This window comes from Allobosea sp. Root381, assembly GCF_001429395.1.
Lineage (GTDB): Bacteria > Pseudomonadota > Alphaproteobacteria > Rhizobiales > Beijerinckiaceae > Allobosea.
Map to the genome: position 1 here is coordinate 107,746 of NZ_LMJT01000007.1, position 19,403 is coordinate 127,148.

Annotated in this window: 21 protein-coding genes; 9 read left to right on the forward strand and 12 right to left on the reverse strand. The window is 67.2% G+C overall.

The genetic code is table 11. The features are described from left to right. Position 1 precedes the first annotated feature (1 nt). The 4 genes from ASE63_RS08670 to ASE63_RS08685 form a co-directional block, all read right to left on the reverse strand. Positions 2 to 1,531: an ABC transporter substrate-binding protein gene (locus ASE63_RS08670; protein WP_056799601.1), complete on the reverse strand. Its 1,530-nt coding sequence runs from the start codon at positions 1,529 to 1,531 to the stop codon at positions 2 to 4. Positions 1,532 to 1,639: 108 nt separating this feature from the next. Next, positions 1,640 to 2,077, reverse strand: a complete 438-nt coding sequence (nikR, locus tag ASE63_RS08675; protein WP_056799737.1) for a nickel-responsive transcriptional regulator NikR — start codon at positions 2,075 to 2,077, stop codon at positions 1,640 to 1,642. A gap of 96 nt (positions 2,078 to 2,173) precedes the next feature. Then, the gene (locus ASE63_RS08680; RefSeq protein WP_056799603.1) at positions 2,174 to 3,406 is read right to left on the reverse strand and encodes an MFS transporter; all 1,233 of its coding nucleotides are present in this window, start codon (positions 3,404 to 3,406) and stop codon (positions 2,174 to 2,176) included. Positions 3,407 to 3,516: 110 nt separating this feature from the next. Beyond that, positions 3,517 to 4,008 (reverse strand): class I SAM-dependent methyltransferase, encoded by a 492-nt coding sequence (locus ASE63_RS08685; RefSeq protein WP_056799606.1) that lies wholly within the window; start codon positions 4,006 to 4,008, stop codon positions 3,517 to 3,519. Between the two features lie 206 nt (positions 4,009 to 4,214). Between ASE63_RS08685 and ASE63_RS08690 the strand changes: the two genes are divergently transcribed. Beyond that, a complete protein-coding gene (locus tag ASE63_RS08690) occupies positions 4,215 to 5,204 on the forward strand; it encodes a tripartite tricarboxylate transporter substrate binding protein (protein ID WP_056799616.1) in 990 nt (329 codons plus the stop codon). 27 nt (positions 5,205 to 5,231) lie between these two features. Here the strand turns inward: ASE63_RS08690 and ASE63_RS08695 are convergent, their stop codons facing one another. Then, positions 5,232 to 5,798 carry a regulatory protein RecX gene (locus ASE63_RS08695; protein ID WP_056799619.1) on the reverse strand — a complete coding sequence of 189 codons (567 nt, stop codon included), beginning with the start codon at positions 5,796 to 5,798 and terminating at the stop codon, positions 5,232 to 5,234. Next, positions 5,798 to 6,217 (reverse strand): alternative ribosome rescue aminoacyl-tRNA hydrolase ArfB, encoded by a 420-nt coding sequence (gene arfB / locus ASE63_RS08700; protein ID WP_056799621.1) that lies wholly within the window; start codon positions 6,215 to 6,217, stop codon positions 5,798 to 5,800. Before arfB ends, ASE63_RS08695 begins: the two co-directional genes overlap by 1 nt. Before the next feature lie 38 nt (positions 6,218 to 6,255). Here arfB and mazG point away from each other — a divergent pair, with 38 nt between their 5' ends. From mazG to ASE63_RS08720, 4 genes are all read left to right on the forward strand, one after another. Next, entirely contained in the window at positions 6,256 to 7,092 is an 837-nt protein-coding gene (mazG, locus tag ASE63_RS08705) for a nucleoside triphosphate pyrophosphohydrolase (RefSeq protein ID WP_082609769.1), read from the forward strand. A gap of 163 nt (positions 7,093 to 7,255) precedes the next feature. Further along, a complete protein-coding gene (gene cysG, locus ASE63_RS08710; protein WP_056799623.1) occupies positions 7,256 to 8,716 on the forward strand; it encodes a siroheme synthase CysG in 1,461 nt (486 codons plus the stop codon). A gap of 83 nt (positions 8,717 to 8,799) precedes the next feature. Further along, complete coding sequence (locus ASE63_RS08715) at positions 8,800 to 9,237, forward strand: OsmC family protein (protein ID WP_056799626.1); 438 nt, start codon at positions 8,800 to 8,802, stop codon at positions 9,235 to 9,237. Then, the gene (locus ASE63_RS08720) at positions 9,234 to 10,091 is read left to right on the forward strand and encodes a sulfurtransferase (protein WP_056799629.1); all 858 of its coding nucleotides are present in this window, start codon (positions 9,234 to 9,236) and stop codon (positions 10,089 to 10,091) included. Before ASE63_RS08715 ends, ASE63_RS08720 begins: the two co-directional genes overlap by 4 nt. Positions 10,092 to 10,105: 14 nt before the next feature. On the opposite strand, the gene ASE63_RS27705 is transcribed toward ASE63_RS08720, so the two are convergent. Next, positions 10,106 to 10,252 (reverse strand): hypothetical protein, encoded by a 147-nt coding sequence (locus ASE63_RS27705; RefSeq protein ID WP_162261737.1) that lies wholly within the window; start codon positions 10,250 to 10,252, stop codon positions 10,106 to 10,108. On the opposite strand from ASE63_RS27705, the gene rimO reads away from it, so the two are divergent. After that, the gene (gene rimO / locus ASE63_RS08725; RefSeq protein ID WP_056799632.1) at positions 10,203 to 11,522 is read left to right on the forward strand and encodes a 30S ribosomal protein S12 methylthiotransferase RimO; all 1,320 of its coding nucleotides are present in this window, start codon (positions 10,203 to 10,205) and stop codon (positions 11,520 to 11,522) included. The two genes, ASE63_RS27705 and rimO, sit on opposite strands and share 50 nt — an antisense overlap. Positions 11,523 to 11,544: 22 nt before the next feature. On the opposite strand, the gene ASE63_RS08730 is transcribed toward rimO, so the two are convergent. The 3 genes from ASE63_RS08730 to ASE63_RS08740 form a co-directional block, all read right to left on the reverse strand. Further along, positions 11,545 to 11,892: a hypothetical protein gene (locus ASE63_RS08730; protein ID WP_056799636.1), complete on the reverse strand. Its 348-nt coding sequence runs from the start codon at positions 11,890 to 11,892 to the stop codon at positions 11,545 to 11,547. A 90-nt stretch (positions 11,893 to 11,982) separates the two neighbouring features. Then, the gene (locus ASE63_RS08735; protein WP_056799639.1) at positions 11,983 to 13,041 is read right to left on the reverse strand and encodes a hypothetical protein; all 1,059 of its coding nucleotides are present in this window, start codon (positions 13,039 to 13,041) and stop codon (positions 11,983 to 11,985) included. A gap of 102 nt (positions 13,042 to 13,143) precedes the next feature. After that, on the reverse strand, positions 13,144 to 14,118 hold the full coding sequence (locus ASE63_RS08740; protein WP_056799644.1) for a quinone oxidoreductase: 975 nt from the start codon (positions 14,116 to 14,118) through the stop codon (positions 13,144 to 13,146). A gap of 171 nt (positions 14,119 to 14,289) precedes the next feature. On the opposite strand from ASE63_RS08740, the gene ASE63_RS08750 reads away from it, so the two are divergent. Beyond that, entirely contained in the window at positions 14,290 to 15,465 is a 1,176-nt protein-coding gene (locus ASE63_RS08750; protein WP_056799650.1) for a UbiH/UbiF family hydroxylase, read from the forward strand. 25 nt (positions 15,466 to 15,490) lie between these two features. Here ASE63_RS08750 and ASE63_RS08755 read toward each other — a convergent pair whose 3' ends face one another. Then, positions 15,491 to 16,615 (reverse strand): CaiB/BaiF CoA-transferase family protein, encoded by a 1,125-nt coding sequence (locus ASE63_RS08755; protein ID WP_056799743.1) that lies wholly within the window; start codon positions 16,613 to 16,615, stop codon positions 15,491 to 15,493. Between the two features lie 33 nt (positions 16,616 to 16,648). Next, on the reverse strand, positions 16,649 to 17,620 hold the full coding sequence (locus tag ASE63_RS08760; RefSeq protein ID WP_056799655.1) for an AEC family transporter: 972 nt from the start codon (positions 17,618 to 17,620) through the stop codon (positions 16,649 to 16,651). A 265-nt stretch (positions 17,621 to 17,885) separates the two neighbouring features. Between ASE63_RS08760 and ASE63_RS08765 the strand changes: the two genes are divergently transcribed. Both ASE63_RS08765 and hspQ read left to right on the forward strand, forming a co-directional pair. Beyond that, complete coding sequence (locus ASE63_RS08765) at positions 17,886 to 18,935, forward strand: CoA ester lyase (RefSeq protein ID WP_056799658.1); 1,050 nt, start codon at positions 17,886 to 17,888, stop codon at positions 18,933 to 18,935. Between the two features lie 114 nt (positions 18,936 to 19,049). Beyond that, a complete protein-coding gene (gene hspQ / locus ASE63_RS08770; protein WP_056799672.1) occupies positions 19,050 to 19,379 on the forward strand; it encodes a heat shock protein HspQ in 330 nt (109 codons plus the stop codon). Positions 19,380 to 19,403: the final 24 nt, after the last annotated feature.

The following is a 19,403-nucleotide window of genomic DNA, read 5'->3' on the forward strand; positions in this document are numbered from 1 at the left end:
CTCAGGGCTCGATCGCCATCCGCGGATCGAGCATGTAGTCATGGGCGATCGGGTTGAAGGCGTAGTTGGTGATGCTCGGCTTCATCACGACGTTGACGCCGTAATGAGCGATGGTCAGGCAGGGTTCTTCCTCCGCGACGATGCGCTGCACGAGATCATAGGCCCGCTTGCGCTCCGCTTCGTCGCGCGACGTGATCGCTGTCTCCAGCGCCGCGTCGACCTGCGCATTGGCATAGCCCCAGCTATTGGTCGCTCCCTTGGAATGGTAGGTCTGGCGCAGGTAGAAATCGGGATCGGGATACACCGCCGAGGCGAGCGCGGCGAGCCGCGCATCGCCCGGCTTCATCTCCTTGGCGATGGCCGCAAAGGTCGTGACCTTGATGTCGACCGCCACCCCGAGCTTGCGAAGCTGGCTCTGGATCGCGCTCGCGATCGGTACGAGTCCGGGGCGCTGCGGATAGGTGTAGAGCGTGAAGGAGAGCGGCTCGCCATCCTTGGCCATGGCGCCCCCCTGCCCTGGCGCGTAGCCGGCTTCCGCGAGCAGCTTCCTGGCGGCGGCGAGATCGCTCTTCGGCACGACGATCGAAGCATCGGCGAAAGCCATGGTGTCGGGAAATGGCGCGATGCCGGGGCGGCCCATGCCGAACAGGACATATTGCGCAATCTCCTCGCGGTCGATCGCGAGCGAGAGAGCCTTGCGGACGCGGCGGTCCGAGAAGGGCGTGTCCGTCAGGCGCCCAAAGTTCAGGACATAGTTGCGGGCCGTCACGTTTCGCGAGACCGCAAAACCCTTGGCTGCCAGCATGTCGAGGTCGCCATAGGGAACCTCGGCGGTGAAATCGATGCTGCCCTTCTGCAATTCGAGCGAGCGCGTCGTCGGGTCGGGAATGCCACGGAAGGTGACCGCCGGGATCGCCGCCTTCTCCCCCCAGTAGCCGTCGAAGCGTTCGACGGAAAAACTGTGTGCTGCCGGCTGCCAGCTTGTCACCTTGAACGGGCCGGTGCCGATCGGCCGCTCGATCGTGCCGTCGGCCAGCTTGGGCGAGGCGGGCGAGACGATGGCTGCGCTGGCATAGACCAGCGCAGCCGGCAATGCCGGAAACGAATCTGATGTGGTGATCTCGACGGTGCCGGCGTCTCGCGCCCTGAGCGCGGCGATCTTGGTATAGCTTCTGACCGTTCCACCGCGCTGAAGCGCAGCCGAGAGACTGGCCACCACCGCCTCGGCGGTCAGCGGCGAGCCATCATGGAACTTCACGCCGCTGCGCAGTTTGAAGGCCCAGATCGTCTCGCTCTCGCGCGTCCAGGAGCTGGCGAGCCCCGGTGCCAACGTGACGTCGGGCTTGCCCGCCACCAGCGTCTCGGTGACCATGGCCTTCTCCTTCATCAGGGTGCCATCCTGTGTCGGATCGAGCGTCGGGATCTCCCAGATCTCGGCAACGCGCAGGGGTCTTTCCTGCGCAAGCGCTGCGGAGGCCGCCATCGCGGCCAAGAAAACGATAGCGAAGGGACGGAACGAAGGGCGCAGCATCGCCGGGTCTCAGTATGAGTTTTAGATCAGAAACTCATACGACATCTCGAGTCGTCTGTACCGCTCAAATGTCGGGCAGCGATGCCCCGCTCGTAGCGCCGCGCAGCGTCAGTCGTCGTGGCTGTGGGGATCGTCGTGGGCCTGGCCGGGCGCACCCGGCAGGAGGTGCAGATTTCCGTGGCGGACGCCGCGCTGGCTGATGACGCCATCGGCGAAGGCGCGAACATCGCCGCTCGTGCCTCGCAGCACGGCAACCTCGAGGCATTCGTGCCGGTCGAGATGAACATGGAGCGTCGCAACCGAGAGATCGTGGTGGTCGTGCTGGCGATTCGTCAGTCGCCGCGCCAGATCGCGCGTCTCGTGATCGTAAACATAGGAGAGCGTCGCGACGCAGGGTGTGTCGGGCGATGCGCCGATCTCGGCCTTGGCGGCCTCGCGCAGCATGTCGCGCACGGCCTCGGAACGGCTGCCATAGCCCTTCGCAGCGCTCAGGCGGTCGATGAAGGCGAGCAGATCGGCGTCGATCGTGATCGTGATGCGTTCCATGGCCGCCTTCATCCGCGAGATCGTTGGAGCGGGTACGGGCTTAGAAGGTTTGGCGTCCGCCGGAAAGACGGAACGCGATCACCGAACAGCGGCGGTTTAGGCTGCCGCGCCGACCTTGCGCGCCAGGACGAACAGCGCGAGCGCTGCCGCTCCCGAGCAGGCGATCAACAGCAGCAGGCTGGGCCCCTGCCCCGCGCGTTCGACGAGAACCGCGAAAGCGAGCGGCGCGGCCGCCCTGATGACCAGGCCCGGCGCCGAGAGCTTGCCCAGCATCGCGCCATAACCGGCCGGGCCGAAGAGCTGCAGCGGCACGGTTCCCCGCACGATCGAGCCCAGCCCCATGCTGACGCCATAGGCGATGGCAAACAGCCCGGCGAGTGTCGCTGCTGGGCCTCCGGCAAGCAAGAGAGCGAAGCCCAGCGGCATCAGCAGTGCCGAGGTCCAGGCCGTGGTCACCGGCTGCAACGAGGTGCCGAACAGCATCTCTATCAGCCGTCCCGCCACCTGGGACGGCCCGACCATGGCGCCGATGGCGACCGCGGCGGCAGCGCTCAGACCCAGCCCCTGAAGCAAGGTCAGCAGATGGACCGACATCGCCGAGACGACGAAACCCTGCAGCGAAAAGGCCAGCGCGAGCAGCAGAAACGCAATGCGCCGCGCATCGCCCTGGAGATAGCCGCCGGCATCAGCGTGGCCAGCCGGCCCGGCCTGCGCGGCATGGGCCGGCGAACGAACGCGCCCCGGCAACAGGAGCAGATGCAGCGGCAGGCACAAGACGAAGTGGAGCAGTGCGTAAAGCCGGTAGATCTCGCGCCAGTCGAACTGCCCGAGCAGCATCGTGGTCAGCGGCCAGAACAGCGTCGATGCGAAGCCGCCGATCAGGGTCAGCTGGCTGATGGAGCGACGAGCTTTGGACCCTTTGGCCTGCGTCAGCGCCGCGAAGGCCGCGTCGTAGAGAACCATGGTCGCGACGGCTTCGAGGACGATCATCGCCGCGAAATAGCTCATGGGCCCCCTCGCCTCGGCCAGCGCCAGGACAGACAGGCCGGCCAGCGCCGAGCCGATGCTCATGATCAGGCGCGTTCCGTAAAGGTCGATCAGACGCCCAACCACGGGGGCGACCAGGCCGCCCGCCAGGAGCCCCGCCGCGAATCCGCCATAGGTCCATTCCGGCGCCCAGCCGAAGCTGGCGGTCATCTGCGGCGCGAGCACTGCGAAGGCGTAGTAAAGGGTGCCGTAGCCGATCACCTGGGTCAGGCCCAGTCCGACGATCAGGGCGAGGCCGCTTGCGTCCGCTGATGCGGGCGTCGGACTGGAGGGGTTGGGCATCAGGCTTCGACGACCTCGCGAGCGCCGCCGACATCGCTGCAGTCAGGCGCTCATCGGGGTGTAGAAGCCGCACGCAAAGGCGGCAAGCGCGCCTGCAACATGGCGGGGCTTCAGCCGCTGCGACGATAGGCATGGTAGCGGCCGGGCGGGACGCCCTCCGGCAGGGCGACAGCGGCCAGTGCCGGGTGTTGAAGCTCCCAACCGCTGAGCACCAGCGCATAGGGCGCGGCAAGAGCTGCGACATGGCCGGGCAGCCAGGCAAACAGCAGGCGATCGCGCTCGGGCACGCCTGTGGTCACGTCGACATGGATCAGCACGGCGCTGCGGCCATGCCGCGCCGCGAATTCCGGCAGCGTCACCGCCATGTCTCCCTCGATCAGCATCGCCGCGGGCGGCATCGAACGCGGATTGGCGCTGACCTTGCGCTCGAAGACGTGGATATCGCGCCCGGGCAGGATTTCACGAAGATGGTCGTAGGTGCGACCATTGCCGAGGCCGAGCTCGAGCACCCGGCCGGGGCGCCGGGCGATCTCCGCCGCTGCCCAGTTCAGCATGCGGCGCTGGGCCTCGAGGCGGCGGATGAAACTGTCGAGCCGGCTCATGCCAATTCCGCTCCTGACAGGCTTTCCAAGACGAGACTCCGCATAGCAGCCTGGTGGCCGGCACGACACCCTCCGAACGTCATGCTTGTCAGGACGATCGGCGGATGCCCTAATCCGCAACAATCGACGACCTCGCCGCTTCGGTGGGGCACCAGCGGCCGCGAAGAGCCGCGCGAGAGATGATCCCAGGGGAGGTATCTGTCATCATGAAAACGTCTCGTATCCTTGTCACGCTCGTCGCGGCGGCAGGGCTCAGCTTCGCTGCGGCCGGCGCCGCCCAGGCCCAGGGGCAAGCGTCGAACTGGCCGCAAAGGCCGATCACCTTCATCGTGCCCTTCCCGGCTGGCGGCGGCACCGACGCCTTCGCCCGTCCGCTCGCGGCCCAGCTCGACCAGCAGCTCGGCCAGCGTATCGTGATCGAAAATCGCGGCGGGGCCGGCGGAACGGTCGGCGCCTCGGCTGCCGCCAAGCTCGCTCCGGACGGATACGGCTTCTTCGTCGGCGCGGCGCATCACGCCATCGCCCCGGCGCTCTATCCGAAGCTCGACTACAACATCCAGACGGACTTCATCCCGATTGCGGTGATCGCGCAGCCGCCGCAGGTCATTGTCGTCCACCCCAAGGTTCAGGCCAAGACCGTCGCGGAGCTGATTGCCTTCGCCAAGGCAAATCCGGACAAGCTGAACTACGCCTCGGCCGGGAACGGCACGACCCATCACCTCGCCGGCGAGCTGTTCAAGCTGCAGACCAAGACCAGCCTGACGCATGTCCCCTATCGCGGCGCCGGCCCGGCGCTGCAGGACATCGTGGCCGGCCAGGTCGACGTGCTGTTCGACGGTCTCGGCTCCTCCGCGCCGCAGATCCAGAGCGGCACCCTGCGCGGGCTCGCGGTCGCTGCCGCCACTCGTTCGGAGGCGATCCCGGATGTGCCGACCGCGAAGGAAGCGGGGCTCGAAGGCTACGAGGTCGCGACCTGGTACGCACTCTGGGCGCCGAAGGGCACGCCGGCCGAAATCGTCAGCCGCATGCGCGCGGAGGTCGCCAAGGCGTTGCAGTCGCCGGTGGTGACGGAGGCCTGGAAGAAAAACGGTTCGCCGATCCCGACGCTGGCGGGCGAAGAGTTCGGCAAATTCGTCACCTCCGAGGTCGCACGCTGGGGCACGGTCGTGAAGGACGCGCAGGTCAAGCTTGAGTGATCCGGGGCGACTGCAGGTCGTTCCCGCTCAAAGGCCCATCGGCTCTTCATCGCCCGCGCCGTCGATCACGGCGCGGGCGATTGTCATCGTGAAGCCCGCTCGCGCGAGAGCGGCCAGATCCTTCTGCCGGTCTCCGACCCGATCGCTGTGGTTCCACGGCCCGATCCGCTTGCGACGGGCCGTCTTTCGCGCCGCGGCCAGTTCATCCTCATCGTTGCTGTCGCTCGCGCGAGCCGCAAGGTCGCGCGCAACGCCTTTCGCTGCGAGGCTGGCCGCAATGGCGCGCGAGGATCGCCCGCGGCGCTGCAGGCTCGCGGCCCGTGCCTCTGCGAAACGCTGATCGTCGACGAGCCCCGATGCGACGCAGCGCGCGACGACATCGTCCAGCACCGTGCTGAAGGCGGCGGGCTCCTGCCCGTGATGACGGCAGCTCAGCGCGACCTTGCGCGCCAGCACGCGTCGTAGCTGCGCGGTCGGCGCGGCATAGCGTTCGAGGTAGTGCAGAGCCGCGCGCTGCAGATAATCGGCGGTGATGCGCCGTGGAGCGCGGCGCCCGGGCCGGTCCGCGGTCGGGCGCTTCTCGTCGAAATCCATCAATCGCTGCCCGGTCTCGCGCGGCCAGCCTTGACCGACGAGCGTCGGTCCTTGGAAGCGAGCCTACGCTCCTTCGAGGCTTTGGTCGGCTTCGTCGGTCGACGCTTCTGCGGTGGGATGGAGGCTTCGCGGATCATCTCCAGCAGGCGTTCGAGCGCTTCCTCGCGGTTGCGCTTCTGGCTGCGCTGTCCCTGCGCTACGATGACGATCACGCCGTCCTGCGTCAGGCGGCTGCCGGCGAGCTTCATCAGCCGGATCGCGACGTCGTTCGGCAACGCGCGCGAGCGCCTCGCGTCGAATTTGAGCTGGACCGCGCTGGAGACCTTGTTGACGTGCTGGCCGCCCGGCCCGGAGGCGCGCACGAAGCTTTCCTCGATCTCGCTCTCGTCGATGGCGATGGACGGCGTCACTTGAATCATGGGAGGAACCCTAGCTCATCTAAAGGAGACTTTCAGCGTTGAAGCGCTCCAAGGACATTGCCCGGCTGCTCGAGATCATGGCGGCGCTGCGGACGCCCGGAACCGGCTGCCCCTGGGACCTCGAGCAGGATTTCGCGTCGATCGCCCCCTATACGATCGAGGAAGCCTATGAGGTGGCGGACGCGATCACGCGCGGCGACCGACTCGACCTCAAGGACGAGCTCGGCGATCTCCTCCTACAGGTCGTGTTTCATGCGCAGATGGCCGAGGAAGAAGGCGCCTTCGCCTTCCCGGATGTCGTCGAGGCGATCACCGCCAAGCTGATCCGACGCCACCCTCACGTCTTCGGTGATGCGCGCGACCTGTCGCCGGCCGAGGTCAAGGTGCTCTGGCATCGGATCAAGGCGCAGGAGAAGTCGCAGAAGGCGGCGGAGCGCGAGGCAGCGGGCCTGCCGGAACAGCAGGAGGAGAAGGGCGTCCTGGCCGGGGTTCCGCACGGGCTGCCCGCCCTCACCCGAGCCTGGAAGCTTCAGGCCCGGGCCTCGACCGTCGGCTTCGACTGGAACGACGCCCGACTGGTGCTCGACAAGATCCGGGAGGAGACCGCCGAGATCGACGAGGCGCTGGTCTCCGGCGACAAGGCGGCCGTGGCCGAGGAGATCGGCGATCTCCTCTTCGTCGTCGCCAACCTTGCCCGCCATGTCGATGCCGATCCGGAAGGTTGTCTTCAAGCAGCAAATGCCAAATTCGAGCGCCGCTTCAAAGGGATCGAGAGAATTCTGGAGGAACAGGGAAAAGTGGCGGCCGATACGGATCTGGCGGAGCTCGAGGCGCTCTGGCAGAGGGTGAAGCGCGGCGAGAAGAGCGGCGCCTGAGGCGGCAAGCCAGCTGCACCATCCCCGCGGCGATGCTGGTTCAGGTCTTGCTTTCGTCCTATCGTATCGCTAGCGGGCGCATTATGGCCGCGACGGGCCGGCTTTGCGCACGCACAAGCCGGTGAAGCGGGCGTGAAGAACGAAACACACAGATGCAGACGCAATGACGCAGCGGCGACCCGAGACGACCAGCTCCCGCCGTATCGAACGGCTTGCGACATTGCCGCTGTTCCACAAGCTGGAGGGGCGCAAGGTCGTGCTCGCCGGCAATGGCGACGGTGCGCTCTGGAAGGCGGAACTGCTGGCCGCAGCCGGCGCGGAGCTGCAGGTCTTCGCCGGGTCGGACGGGGCTGCGTTCCACGATCTGGCCCGGCAGGAGAGCGGCGACCGGATCTTCGTCCATGCGCGCAAATGGCAGCCGGATGACTTGCAGGATGCGACGCTCGCCATCGGCGATATCGCCGATGAGGCGGAGAGACGCGCCTTCGTCGCGGCCGCGCGGCAGGCCCGCGCTCCTGTCAACATCGTCGACAAGCCGGATCTCTGTGATTTCGCCTTCGGCTCGCTGGTCAACCGCTCGCCGCTGATCGTTGCGATCTCGACCGATGGGGCTTCTCCGGTCTTCGGACAGACTATCCGTGCCAGGATCGAGATGCTGCTGCCGGCCGGGCTCAAGGCCTGGGCGCAGGCGGCGAAGGATTGGCGGCCGGCCGTGCAGGCGCGCGAACTGCCCTTTGCGCTGAGACGTGCCTTTTGGGAACTCTTCGCAGGCAAGGCAATGGCGGAGTCCGAACGCAGCCCGCTGGAGAAGGACAGGTCCGCCCTCTTCGCGGCACTCGACCGGCTCGAGGCGAACGAGGACGGCACCGGCCGCGTCAGCCTCGTCGGCGCGGGCCCGGGCGATCCGGACCTGCTGACACTGAAGGCGATCCGAGCGCTGCAGAGCGCCGACATCATCCTCTATGACGACCTGGTCTCGCCGGGCGTGCTGGAACTCGCGCGCCGTGAGGCCAGGCGCATGATGGTCGGCAAGACGGGCTATGGCCCCTCGGTCAAGCAGAGCGAGATCAACGCGCTGATCGTATCGCTGGCCAGCCAGGGCAAGCATGTCGTACGGCTGAAGGGCGGCGACCCCGGCATCTTCGGGCGCGCCGGCGAGGAGATCGCGGCCTGCGAGGCCGCCGGCATTCCCGTGGTGATCGTGCCCGGCATTTCGGCCGCCCAGGGGGCGGCGGCGGCGCTCGGCGTGTCGCTGACCCATCGCGACCATGCGCGCCGGCTGCAATTCGTGACCGGCCACGCCCGCAGCGGCGAACTGCCCGAGGATTTGGATTGGAAGGCCATGGCCGATCCGTTCGCCACGACCGTGATCTACATGGCACGCGCCACCCTCCCCGGCTTCCGGGACCGCGCGCTCGCAGCGGGGCTCGATCCGGCGACGCCTGCCGTCGCCGTGCAATCCGCGACACGGCCGGACGAGACCCGCGTCGCCGCAACCATCGCCGCGCTGCCGGAACGGCTGAGCGAGCTACCCAAAGGCGGGCCGGTGCTGGTGATGGTCGGCCATGCTTTAGGCCGGGCGCTGCGCGAATCCGACACCATCGAGGATCGCCGCCGTGCCTGAAAACCCGTCCGCCGCCCGCACGGCTCGCCTCATTCCGTCCAAGCGACTATGCAATTGGGTGAATCGCTAGCGGGAGACGAACCATGAAGGCGCGTGCAAGGTGGGTCGAGGGCATGGCCTTCATGGGCGAGGCCGGTAGCGGCCATGCCGTCATGATGGACGGCGCCCCCGAATATGGCGGGCGCAATATCGGCATCCGGCCGATGGAGATGCTGCTGATCGGACTTGCCGGTTGCACCGGCTTCGATGTCGTGCAGATTCTGAAGAAGGGGCGCGAGCCCGTCACGGGCTGCGATGTGGAGGTCGAGGCCGAGCGCGCCACCGAGGACCCCAAGGTCTTCACCAGGATCCATCTGAACTACCGTATCAGCGGTCCGGGCCTCTCGCCGGCCAAGGCGGAACGGGCTGTCACATTGTCGAAGGAAAAATACTGCTCGGCTTCGATCATGCTCGGCGCCACCGCCGAGATCTCCTACGCGATCGACATCGTCGATGAACTGAAGAAGGTAGCAGCCGAATGAGCGATACCGCATTCTCCGGACTGATCAGCCCCGAGACGCTTCAGGCGCGGCTCGGCGAAAGCAATCTCGTGGTGATCGACATCCGCTCCGAGGGTAACGGCAGGGCCGCCTTCGAGACCGGGCATGTGCCGGGCGCCGTGCATTCCGACTATGCCGTCGATGGCTGGCGCGCGAACGTCGGCAATGCTCCAGGCCTGCTGCCGTCGCTGAGCCATCTCGCCGCTCTGGTCGGCCGGCTCGGAATCAAGCCGCATGACGACGTCGTCATCGTACCGGCCGGTGTCAATGCGAGCGATCTCGCCGCTGCCGCCAGAGTGTACTGGACGTTGAAGACGATCGGCCATGGCCAGCAGGCGATCCTCGATGGCGGCTACAAGGCCTGGGCGGATAGCGCGCGGCCCGTCGAAACCGGACCGTCCTCCCCCACTCCGGCTGCCCCCTACCCCGTCGTAATGCAGCAGAATCTGCGCAGCACCAGCGACGCGACCCTCGTCGCCTCCCGCAGCAAGCTCGCGACGCTGGTCGATGCACGCTCCGCGAGCTATTTCGAAGGCCGCGAGAAGGCGCCCGAGGCGACGCGGGCAGGCCGTATCCCAGGCGCCGTCTCGCGTGATTATGCCGGGGCCTTCGACGCCGGGACCGGCCGCCTGAGGCCGCATGGCGAACTCGTCACGCTCTATGGCGGTGTCCCGAAAGGCCCGGTGATCTCCTACTGCAACACCGGCCATACGGCGGCGCTGAACTGGTTTGTCCTCTCTGAGGTTCTCGGGCGGGACGAGACCGCGCTCTATGACGGCTCCATGACGGACTGGACGCAGGATCCCGACCGGCCGGTGGCGACCGGAGCGGCCTGACGGCCGGTTTCTCCTCACGGCATTTGCCAAACAGGCTGAAACCGTTCAAAGGAGGCGCGCGCGAGCCATGCCGCGCCGCCTCCTTTTGCAGATTTGCCGAGTTGCCCGCCGATGAATGCCGTCGCGCCGAAGATTTCTTTTGTTTCGCTGGGCTGCCCCAAGGCCCTTGTGGACTCCGAGCGCATCATCACCTCGCTGCGCTCCGAGGGCTATGAGCTGAGCAAGAGCCATGCGGGCTCGGACCTCGTCATCGTCAACACCTGCGGCTTCCTCGACAGCGCCAAGGCGGAATCGCTGGAGGCGATCGGCGCCGCCATGGCCGAGAACGGCAAGGTCATCGTCACCGGCTGCATGGGCGCCGAGCCCGAGCAGATCCGAGACGTCTTCCCGAACGTGCTCGCGATCACCGGGCCGCAGGCTTATGAGAGCGTTGTCTCAGCCGTGCATCAGGCCGTACCGCCCCGGCACGATCCCTTCATCGACCTCGTGCCCGATCAGGGCATCAAGCTCACGCCGCGCCATTACGCTTACCTCAAGATTTCAGAAGGTTGCAACAATCGCTGCACCTTCTGCATTATTCCGAAGCTGCGCGGCGACCTGGTTTCCAGGCCGATCGGCGACGTTCTTCGCGAGGCCGAGAAGCTCGCCAAGGCCGGCGTCAAGGAACTGCTGGTCATTTCGCAGGATACCAGCGCCTACGGCCTGGACATCAAATACGCTCCATCGATGTGGAAGGACCGCGAGGTCCGCTCGCGCTTCTTCGAGCTCGCCCGCGAACTTGGCCAGATGGGGATGTGGGTGCGGATGCACTATGTCTATCCCTATCCGCATGTCGACGAGGTCATCCCGCTGATGCAGGAGGGGCTGATCCTGCCCTATCTCGACATCCCCTTCCAGCACGCCTCTCCCAACGTCCTCAAGGCGATGAAGCGCCCGGCCCATCAGGACCGGACGCTCGACCGGCTGCGGAAATGGCGCGAGATCTGCCCCGACCTCGCCATCCGCTCGACCTTCATCGTCGGCTTCCCCGGTGAGACCGAGGAGGACATGCAGATCCTGCTGGATTGGCTGAAGGAAGCGAAGCTTGAGCGCGTCGGCGCCTTCAAATACGAGCCGGTCAAGGGCGCGCCGGCCAACGATCTCGGCCTGACCCTCGTTCCGGAAGAGGAAAAGGAAGCGCGCTGGCACCGTTTCATGAAGGCCCAGGCCGAGATCTCGACCCGCATCGTCCGGAACCGCGTCGGCAAGCGCATCCAGGTCATCATCGACGAGGCCGGGCCGACCGTCGCCAAGGGCCGCTCGAAATGGGACGCACCGGAGATCGACGGCAGCGTCTACGTCGCGAGCCGCAGGCCACTGCGCCCGGGCGACATCGTCAGCGTCAAGATCGAGCGCGCCGACGCCTATGACCTTCACGGCGTCGCGGTCTGAACCTCCGGCTTCTCGATCAGCTTCAGAAGAACTGGCAGATGCGGCGGATCGACTTGCCGTTGCGGTCGCGCGCGGCCGGAGCCTGGTCACCACAGCCGACCTGAGCCGCGGTCTCTGCATGCACCGCCGCATGGTCCGTCTTCGGCGGCGTGTCACAAGCCTTGGCGCCGCAATCGGCAAGGGCACGGCGCGGCTCGACCATGCGGGAGAGACGGGCCTTGCCTGCGTCCGGTAGTGCGACGGCGGCGAGGGCCGGCAACTGGGCGGGGAGCGCAACACGCCCCTGACTGCCGCTCTGCTGCGCCAGCCCGACGGTCACGATGGTCAGCGAAGAGAGAACGAGGCCGGCGATCCGAAGATGGCGAAACATTGAGGCGGGTCCGAATGAAGATCAGCGAGCGCTGACAGCCATTCGTCGCGGCGGCCCGCCGCCCGGTTCAACATCCGGATGCGGGATCGTTCAGGCGGTCCGCCGCGGCGGAAACAGCCTGCGGCCCAACCACCAGCCGAAGCGCTGCGCCAGCATGGCGAGCGCGATGACATAGCCGATCAGTGCCAGCATCCAGCCGACGGCACTGAGGCTGAGCGCTCCGAGCACGAGCGCTCCGCGGCCGAGCACCTTCAGGATGCCGCGCGTGATCGAGCCCTTGGCCGCGCCGAGCTTCGCCGCCTTGCCGATGTCGCCGGCATCGTCAGCCAGACCGAGGACCTGGCGCAGGCCGCGCTGGCCGGTGCGCGCATAGACCGTCCCCGCATCCTGGCCGAGCGAGGCGAAGCGCGCCATCGCAGCGGGTTTCACGATACCGCCCGCGGCGACACGCGCGGCCGCGATATCGAAGCGAGACGCTGCGGCAAGGCTCGCCCTAAGCGCGGGCTGGTCGATGGCACCGGCGGCGGCACGGGTCAGGTTTGCGGTCAGCGCGGGAGACAAGAGCTTTGCCTTGCTCGCAGCCTTGACGGCGCTGAGCCCGTTGCGCGCCGGCAGAGCTCCGCCGAAGCTCGCCCATGTCGCTGCGCTGATCGCGAGCCCGGCAGCGGCGATGGCAAGAACCGTCGCATCGGCGCTCTCTCCGCCGAGCCATTTGCGACCTTCGAGAGCGAGATCGCGGACATCGCCATAGCCCGTGATGTCGCCGACGAGCGCGCCCGCAAAGGCTGCGCCGCTCTCGCGATCTCCGGCAACGAAACCATGGCCGAAATCGGCAACGGCCTGCACCATGGCGCCGTCCTTGAGCGCTTGCAGCTCGCTTCGGCGTGCCATCGGCACCGCAATGCCGCGCTCGCTCGCCAGGGCGATCAGGCTGTCGGCAAGTTCAGTATCGCGCGCGGCGATTGCGCCGGCCATTTCCGCATCGATACGCTCAGTGGACAGGGCGTCGCGGAGACGCAGATCAGACAGCGCCACGGGATCATCTGCCGCGGCCAGCAGCTCCCAATGCTGCCAGCCGGGCGGCAGGACAAGCGTGCCCATTGCCGCGAGACCGAGCACCAGCCCGAACGCCAGCGAAACCCTCTTCATCCCGACGCGACGCTCCCGACCCGCTCCCGCCCGGCGCATTGCCGGACGCAAGCTATGTCTAGCAGCCGATTTGGGCGAGATTTCCGCTGTCGGCACGGAAGCTCAGGGAATCAGGACTGTCGATCCCGTGGTGCCGCGCCCTTCCAGCGCCCGGTGGGCATTGGCGGCGTCGGCCAGCGCGAAGCGCGCATTGACCGGCACCACGACCTTGCCGGAGGTCACCGCGCCGAACAGGTTCTTCGCCATCTCGACCATGGTCTCGCGCATGGCAATATGGGTGAAGAGCGTCGGGCGCGTCACATAGAGCGAGCCCTTGGGACCGAGCAGGCCGAGATTGAACGGCTCGACTGGGCCCGACGCGTTACCGAAGCTCGCCATCACGCCGAAGGGCCGCAGGCAGTCGAGCGAAGGCAGGAAGGTATCCTTGCCGACGCCGTCATAGACCACGGCGCAGAGCTTGCCGCCGGTGATCTCCTTCACGCGGGCGACGAAATCCTCCTCGCGATAGAGGATGACGTGATCCGCCCCATGCGCCTTGGCGAGGTCGGCCTTGTCCTTGCTGCCGGCCGTGCCGATCACGGTCGCGCCCAGCGCCTTGCCCCATTGGCAGAGGATGAGCCCCGTGCCGCCGGCAGCGGCATGGACCAGGATGGTGTCACCCGGCTTCACCGCGTAGGTGCGATGCAGCAGATATTCCGCCGTCATGCCCTTCAGCATCATGCTGGCGGCGGCCTCGTAGGAGACCGCCGCCGGCAGCGACACCGTGGAGTTGACGGCGACGTTCCGCTCCTCGGCATAGGAACCGAGCGTCGCGACATAGGCGACGCGGTCGCCCGGCTTGAACTCTGTTACGTTGGGGCCGACGGCGAGCACCTCGCCCGCTGCCTCATTGCCCGGCACGAAGGGCAGCTGCGGCGCGGCATAGAGGCCGGTGCGGAAATAGGTATCGATGAAGTTCAGGCCGATCGCATGGTTGCGGACCCGCAATTCGCCGGGCCCGGGCGCCGGTAACGTGATGTCTTCGAGCTGAAGAACTTCCGGCCCGCCGGTCTTATGGATGCGGATCGCCTTGACCATGTCTCGATCTCCCTGATGTCGTGGCAGGACCATAAGGCGTTGCCGCCTGCACGCAACGGTCTGGCCGCGCAGCCAGGGCATCCCGTCCCTGCGATGGCGGCCCACTCGGCCCGCCCCTCTGCGGCGCTCCGGCCTGTGGCCAAGGTCGGCGTCTTCGGCTAGCGAGGAGGCATGAAGCCAAGCGATGAAATCCAAGTCGATATCGCCATCGTCGGCGCCGGCGCCGTCGGGCTCGCCGCCGCGCTGACGCTCGCCAAGGCCGGGCGCAGCGTCGCCGTGATCGGCCCGATGCACGCGCCGCGCGACGGGCGCACGGTCGCACTTCTCGACGGCTCCTGGCGGCTTCTCGCCGAGCTCGGCCTGACGGAGGCCCTTGCCGACAGGACCGCGCCGCTGGCGGTGATGCGCCTCGTCGACGACACCGGCAGCCTGTTTCGCCAGCCGCCCGTCGAGTTCCGCGCCTCCGAAGTCGGCCTCGATGCCTTCGGTTGGAATGTCGAGAACGCCGAGCTCGTCGAGACCCTCACGGAGAGGCTTCGGGACAACGCCGCGATCCGGCATATGCCCGGTTTCGTCGCCGAGATCGCAGCCGACGAGACGGGCGTGACGCTGTCCGGCGAAGGCCTGCCGCCTGTTCGGGCGCGGCTCGTGATCGGCGCCGACGGCCGGCAGTCGCGCGTGCGCGCCGCCGCCGGAATCGCGGCACGGGACTGGCGCTATCCGCAGACCGCGCTGACCGCGATTCTCGCGCACAGCAGAGACCATCGCGAGACCTCGACGGAGTTCCATACCCGCAAGGGGCCGTTCACGCTGGTCCCCCTGCCCGGCCGGCGCTCCTCGCTGGTCTGGCTGCTCGACCCGGCCGATGCCGATGCCGTCGCGGCGCTGGACGACGCTGCCTTCGCGCGCCGCGTCGAGACCCAGGCGCATTCGCTGCTCGGCGCGATGCGGCTCGACGGGCCGCGCGGGCGGGTTCCGATGGGCGGGCTCTCCGTGGAGCGCTTCGGCGCCGGGCGCATGGCGCTGGTCGGCGAGGCGGCGCATGTCTTCCCGCCGATCGGGGCGCAGGGCCTGAACCTCGGGCTGCGCGACGTGATGGCGCTGCACGATGCGCTCGCGGACCACTCAGACCCCGGCACGGCCTCTGCGGTCGAGGCTTATGACCGGTCTCGGAGGGCCGATGTGCGCCTGCGCACCGGTGCGGTCGATGCGTTGAACCGGACCCTGCTCACGGATATGCTGCCGGCCGACCTGCTGCGCGGCGCAGGGCTGTTTGCGCTTTCGCGGCTCGGACCGTTGCGGCGCCTCGTCATGCGCCAGGGCCTCGCGGGCGGGATGCGCGGCTGAGACGAAGGCCGCGAAGGGGGCGAGATCAGCTCTCGCTGCTCAGTTCTCGCTCCGTATCAGCACCGCTGGCCGCGACTTTCCGCAGCCGCAGCGCCTTGTCGCGAAACACCGGAGCAAGCGGCAGCGGGGTCGAAACCAGCCGGCGCCCGCCCGGCTCCTCGGCCTGGGCGTCGAAAAGACCGCGCGCGGTGAGGTGTGGATCGGCCAGCGCTTCCTGCAGCGTGCGGACGACCGTGCAGCAGCAATCGCGCGGCTCGAGATGCTCGCGCCAATGGGCGGCCGGCTCACTCGCAACGATGTCTGCAATCGCTGAGCGCGTCGCTTCGGGATCGTGGCTGTCGTCGCGAAGCGGGGGCTCCAATGCGATCGCGTCGCAAAAAATTTCCCAGAACTTCGGCTCCAGCGCGCCGACGGCAAGGAACCAGCCATCGGCCGTCGCGTAGAGGCCGTAGCGGGGGCTCGCACCCGTCAGGAGGCCCTCCCCGCCTTCGGGATAGCGGCCCGTGACCTGGCCCCGCGCCAACCCATACCAAGCGAAAGTCGGCATCGCATCGGCCATCGCGATGTCGAGATGAAAGCCCTGCCCGTTACGCTCGCGCTGGCGCAGTGCCAGAAGGATGTTGAGCACCGCCGGCATCGTACCGCCCGCGATGTCGGCCACGAGCGGCGGCGGCAGCGGGGGTGGAGCGCCGCACTTCAGCGACTGGCCGAGCAACCCGCCGATTGCCTGGTAATTGATGTCATGCCCGGCCTCGCCGGCACGCGGTCCGGACTGACCATAACCGCTGATCGAGCAATAGATCAGCCGCGGATTGATCAGCGACAGCGCCTCGAAACCAAAGCCGAGCCGCTCCATCACGCCCGGCCGAAATTGTTCGATCAGGATGTCGGCCGTCTCGATCAGTGGCGTGAGCCGCGCCAGTGCATCCGGTGCCTTGAGGTCGATCTCGACGCTGGCCTTGCCACGGTTCAGCGCGGCATAGGGGGCCGAGGTTTCGCCGAAGCGGGGCGGAAAGCGACGCATCTCCTCGCCACCCGGCCGCTCGATCTTGATCACGCGGGCGCCGGCCTCTGCCAGGAAAAGGCTGGCGAGCGGACCCGGCAGGAGGGTTGAGAAATCGAGAACCGTGAGGTCGTCAAGCGGCAGCATCGGCATCCCGGCATGGTGCCGGCGTGCCGGCGGTCAGGGAAAGAGATCGGCCGCCATCCTGCCCGTCTTCACCAGCCACAGGAAGCCCGTCAGCGTCACGATCGAGGCAATGGTCCCGATCAGGATGCAGGCAGAGGCGCGCTCGATGCCGACGCGATACTGCGTCGAGATCACGAAGATGTTGAGCGCGGGCGGCAGCGCCGCCATGATGACGGCGGTGAAGATCCAGATGTCGGGAAAATCCCCGATGGCCGACAGCACCACCCAGACCAGCAGCGGATGCAGCACGAGCTTGATCGCCACGAGGGCGGGCACCTCGGCCGGCAGCCGCTTCATCGGCCTCAGCGCGACGGTGACGCCGAGCAGGAACAGCGCACAGGGTGCCGCTGCCTGGGACAGCCACAGCGTCATCTTGTCGAGCGCCGAAGGCAGTTCGAAATGCGTCGCCGAGGCGAGCACGCCGAGCAGCGTCGCGACGTTGAAAGGGTGCGTCGCAACCTGCCAGGCGACCCGGCGCACGGTCGCGAGCGGGCTCTTCTTCTCGACGCCCGCCAACGCCATCAGGAACGGCACGAGCGAGAACAGCAGCACGCTGTCGAAGACGAAGATCAGCACGAGGGGCGCGCTGGCGGCGGGGCCGAGCGCGGCCAGCAGCAGTGGCGGCCCCATATAGCCGATGTTCGAATAGGAGCCGGCAACCCCCTGCATCACCGCCTGCGGCAGGTCGCCGCGTGTCGCGCGCAGGCCGATCGCCAAAGACAATGCGAAGACCAGGAAGGTCGAGAAAGTGGTCGCGAGGATGAAGCGGCCATTGGCAAGCTCGGTCACCGGCTTGTCGGCGATCAACCGGTAGAACAGCGGCGGCAGCGCCACGTAGATCAGGAAGAACTGCAGCCAGGCCAGCCCCTCGGCCGGCAGGCGCTTGTAGCGCCCGATCGCGTAGCCAAGCAGGATCAGGCCGAAGAAGGGCGCGACGAGATTGGCGATGTTCGCAAGGTCGGCCATACGCGGGACGGTCTCGGCAATGGCGCCGATCCGGGCCGGATCGGCTGGCGATGCCGCTGTTTAACCCGTGGCCTCGGGTACACAAGGCGCATCCGCGCCATGGCGGCAGGCAGTGAGCGAAGAGCCAACACAACAATTAGGAATAAATACCCGGAATATTATCCCAGGCAATAATTCCCATTTCGCTCCCCACCCACCGAATGAACGATGGACGCCGCAGGAGGGCTCGGCCAGAATTGTCGCAACGCAGCATGGAGTTCCCTGCATGACCGCCAAGACGCCGCGGCAGTTCTTCCGCCCCCTTGCGATCGGCGCGCCGGAACCCTTTCGCGAGCTGCCGCTGAAGCTGGAGCGGATGATCCATTTCGTGCCGCCGCATCTGGAGAAGGTGCGCGCCAAGGTCGGCGACCTCGCCGGCCAGGTCGACATCGTGCTCGGCAATCTCGAGGACGCCATTCCGGTGGAGGCCAAGCAGGCGGCCCGCGACGGCTTCATCGCCATGGGCAAGGCGGTCGATTTCGGCAGGACGGGCCTGTGGGCGCGCGTGAATGCGCTGAACTCCCCCTGGTTCCTCGACGACATCACCGCGATCATGGCCGAAATCGGCGACAAGCTCGACGTGGTCATGGTGCCGAAGGTCGAGGGGCCCTGGGACATTCATTATATCGACCAGCTGCTGGCGCAGTTCGAGGCGCGGCACCAGCTGCGCAAGCCGATCCTGATCCATGCGATCCTCGAAACGGCGGAGGGCGTGAAGAACGTCGAGACGATCGCCACCGCCTCGCCGCGCATGCACGGGATGAGCCTGGGGCCCGCCGATCTTGCCGCGTCGCGCGCGATGAAGACGACGCGCGTCGGCGGCGGACACCCCGAATACAAGGTCATCGCCGATCCCTCTTCCGACGGCACAGCGCGTGCTGTCGCCCAGCAGGACCTCTGGCACTACACGCTGGCGAAAATGGTCGATGCCTGCGCAGCGGCGGGCATCAAACCCTTCTATGGCCCCTTCGGAGACTTCTCGGACGGCGATGCCTGCGAGGCTCAGTTCCGCAACGCCTTCCTCCTGGGCTGCGCCGGCGCCTGGACGCTGCATCCTTCGCAGATCGGCATCGCCAAGCGGGTGTTCAGCCCCGACCCCGCCGAAGTCACCTTCGCAAAGCGCATCCTCGAGGCGATGCCCGACGGATCGGGCGCCGTGATGATCGACGGCAAGATGCAGGACGACGCCACGTGGAAGCAGGCCAAGGTCATCATCGACTTGGCACGGCAGGTCGCAGCCCGTGATCCGGATCTGGCGGAGCGCTACGGGATGTGATCGGCCGTGAGCCCCGGATGGTTGCACTCGACGCATTTGCGACGCAATTGTCACGCAAGCGCGGGGCATCATCCTCCCTTGCAAACCAACATCCAGGACACGGACCACGCACTCATGGAAGCACGTTCCGCCAAATTCAGGATCGGGCAGGTCGTCAAACACCGCGTCTACCCGTTCCGGGGCGTGATCTTCGACGTCGATCCGGTCTTCGCCAATACGGAGGAGTGGTGGCTCGCGATCCCCGAGCATCTGCGCCCATCGAAGGACCAGCCCTTCTATCACCTCTTCGCCGAGAACGATGAGACGGAATACGTCGCCTATGTCTCGGAGCAGAACCTTGTCGTCGACGAGTCCGGCCGGCCGGTCCGGCATCCGCAGGCGAAGGAGTTCTTCCGGCGCGACCGCAAGGGCCGCTACACGATCGACCGCACCGGCCTGAACTGATCCGGCCGGCCGGACGCCCTACCG

Bases quoted from the DNA above. Each gene is read 5' to 3' on its own strand.
- ASE63_RS08670 (WP_056799601.1), bottom strand. From the start codon at position 1,531: ATGCTGCGCCCTTCGTTCCGTCCCTTCGCTATCGTTTTCTTGGCCGCG.
- nikR (WP_056799737.1), bottom strand. From the start codon at position 2,077: ATGGAACGCATCACGATCACGATCGACGCCGATCTGCTCGCCTTCATC.
- ASE63_RS08680 (WP_056799603.1), bottom strand. From the start codon at position 3,406: ATGCCCAACCCCTCCAGTCCGACGCCCGCATCAGCGGACGCAAGCGGC.
- ASE63_RS08685 (WP_056799606.1), bottom strand. From the start codon at position 4,008: ATGAGCCGGCTCGACAGTTTCATCCGCCGCCTCGAGGCCCAGCGCCGC.
- ASE63_RS08690 (WP_056799616.1), top strand. From the start codon at position 4,215: ATGAAAACGTCTCGTATCCTTGTCACGCTCGTCGCGGCGGCAGGGCTC.
- ASE63_RS08695 (WP_056799619.1), bottom strand. From the start codon at position 5,798: ATGGATTTCGACGAGAAGCGCCCGACCGCGGACCGGCCCGGGCGCCGC.
- arfB (WP_056799621.1), bottom strand. From the start codon at position 6,217: ATGATTCAAGTGACGCCGTCCATCGCCATCGACGAGAGCGAGATCGAG.
- cysG (WP_056799623.1), top strand. From the start codon at position 7,256: ATGACGCAGCGGCGACCCGAGACGACCAGCTCCCGCCGTATCGAACGG.
- ASE63_RS08715 (WP_056799626.1), top strand. From the start codon at position 8,800: ATGAAGGCGCGTGCAAGGTGGGTCGAGGGCATGGCCTTCATGGGCGAG.
- ASE63_RS08720 (WP_056799629.1), top strand. From the start codon at position 9,234: ATGAGCGATACCGCATTCTCCGGACTGATCAGCCCCGAGACGCTTCAG.
- rimO (WP_056799632.1), top strand. From the start codon at position 10,203: ATGAATGCCGTCGCGCCGAAGATTTCTTTTGTTTCGCTGGGCTGCCCC.
- ASE63_RS08730 (WP_056799636.1), bottom strand. From the start codon at position 11,892: ATGTTTCGCCATCTTCGGATCGCCGGCCTCGTTCTCTCTTCGCTGACC.
- ASE63_RS08735 (WP_056799639.1), bottom strand. From the start codon at position 13,041: ATGAAGAGGGTTTCGCTGGCGTTCGGGCTGGTGCTCGGTCTCGCGGCA.
- ASE63_RS08740 (WP_056799644.1), bottom strand. From the start codon at position 14,118: ATGGTCAAGGCGATCCGCATCCATAAGACCGGCGGGCCGGAAGTTCTT.
- ASE63_RS08750 (WP_056799650.1), top strand. From the start codon at position 14,290: ATGAAGCCAAGCGATGAAATCCAAGTCGATATCGCCATCGTCGGCGCC.
- ASE63_RS08755 (WP_056799743.1), bottom strand. From the start codon at position 16,615: ATGCTGCCGCTTGACGACCTCACGGTTCTCGATTTCTCAACCCTCCTG.
- ASE63_RS08760 (WP_056799655.1), bottom strand. From the start codon at position 17,620: ATGGCCGACCTTGCGAACATCGCCAATCTCGTCGCGCCCTTCTTCGGC.
- ASE63_RS08765 (WP_056799658.1), top strand. From the start codon at position 17,886: ATGACCGCCAAGACGCCGCGGCAGTTCTTCCGCCCCCTTGCGATCGGC.
- hspQ (WP_056799672.1), top strand. From the start codon at position 19,050: ATGGAAGCACGTTCCGCCAAATTCAGGATCGGGCAGGTCGTCAAACAC.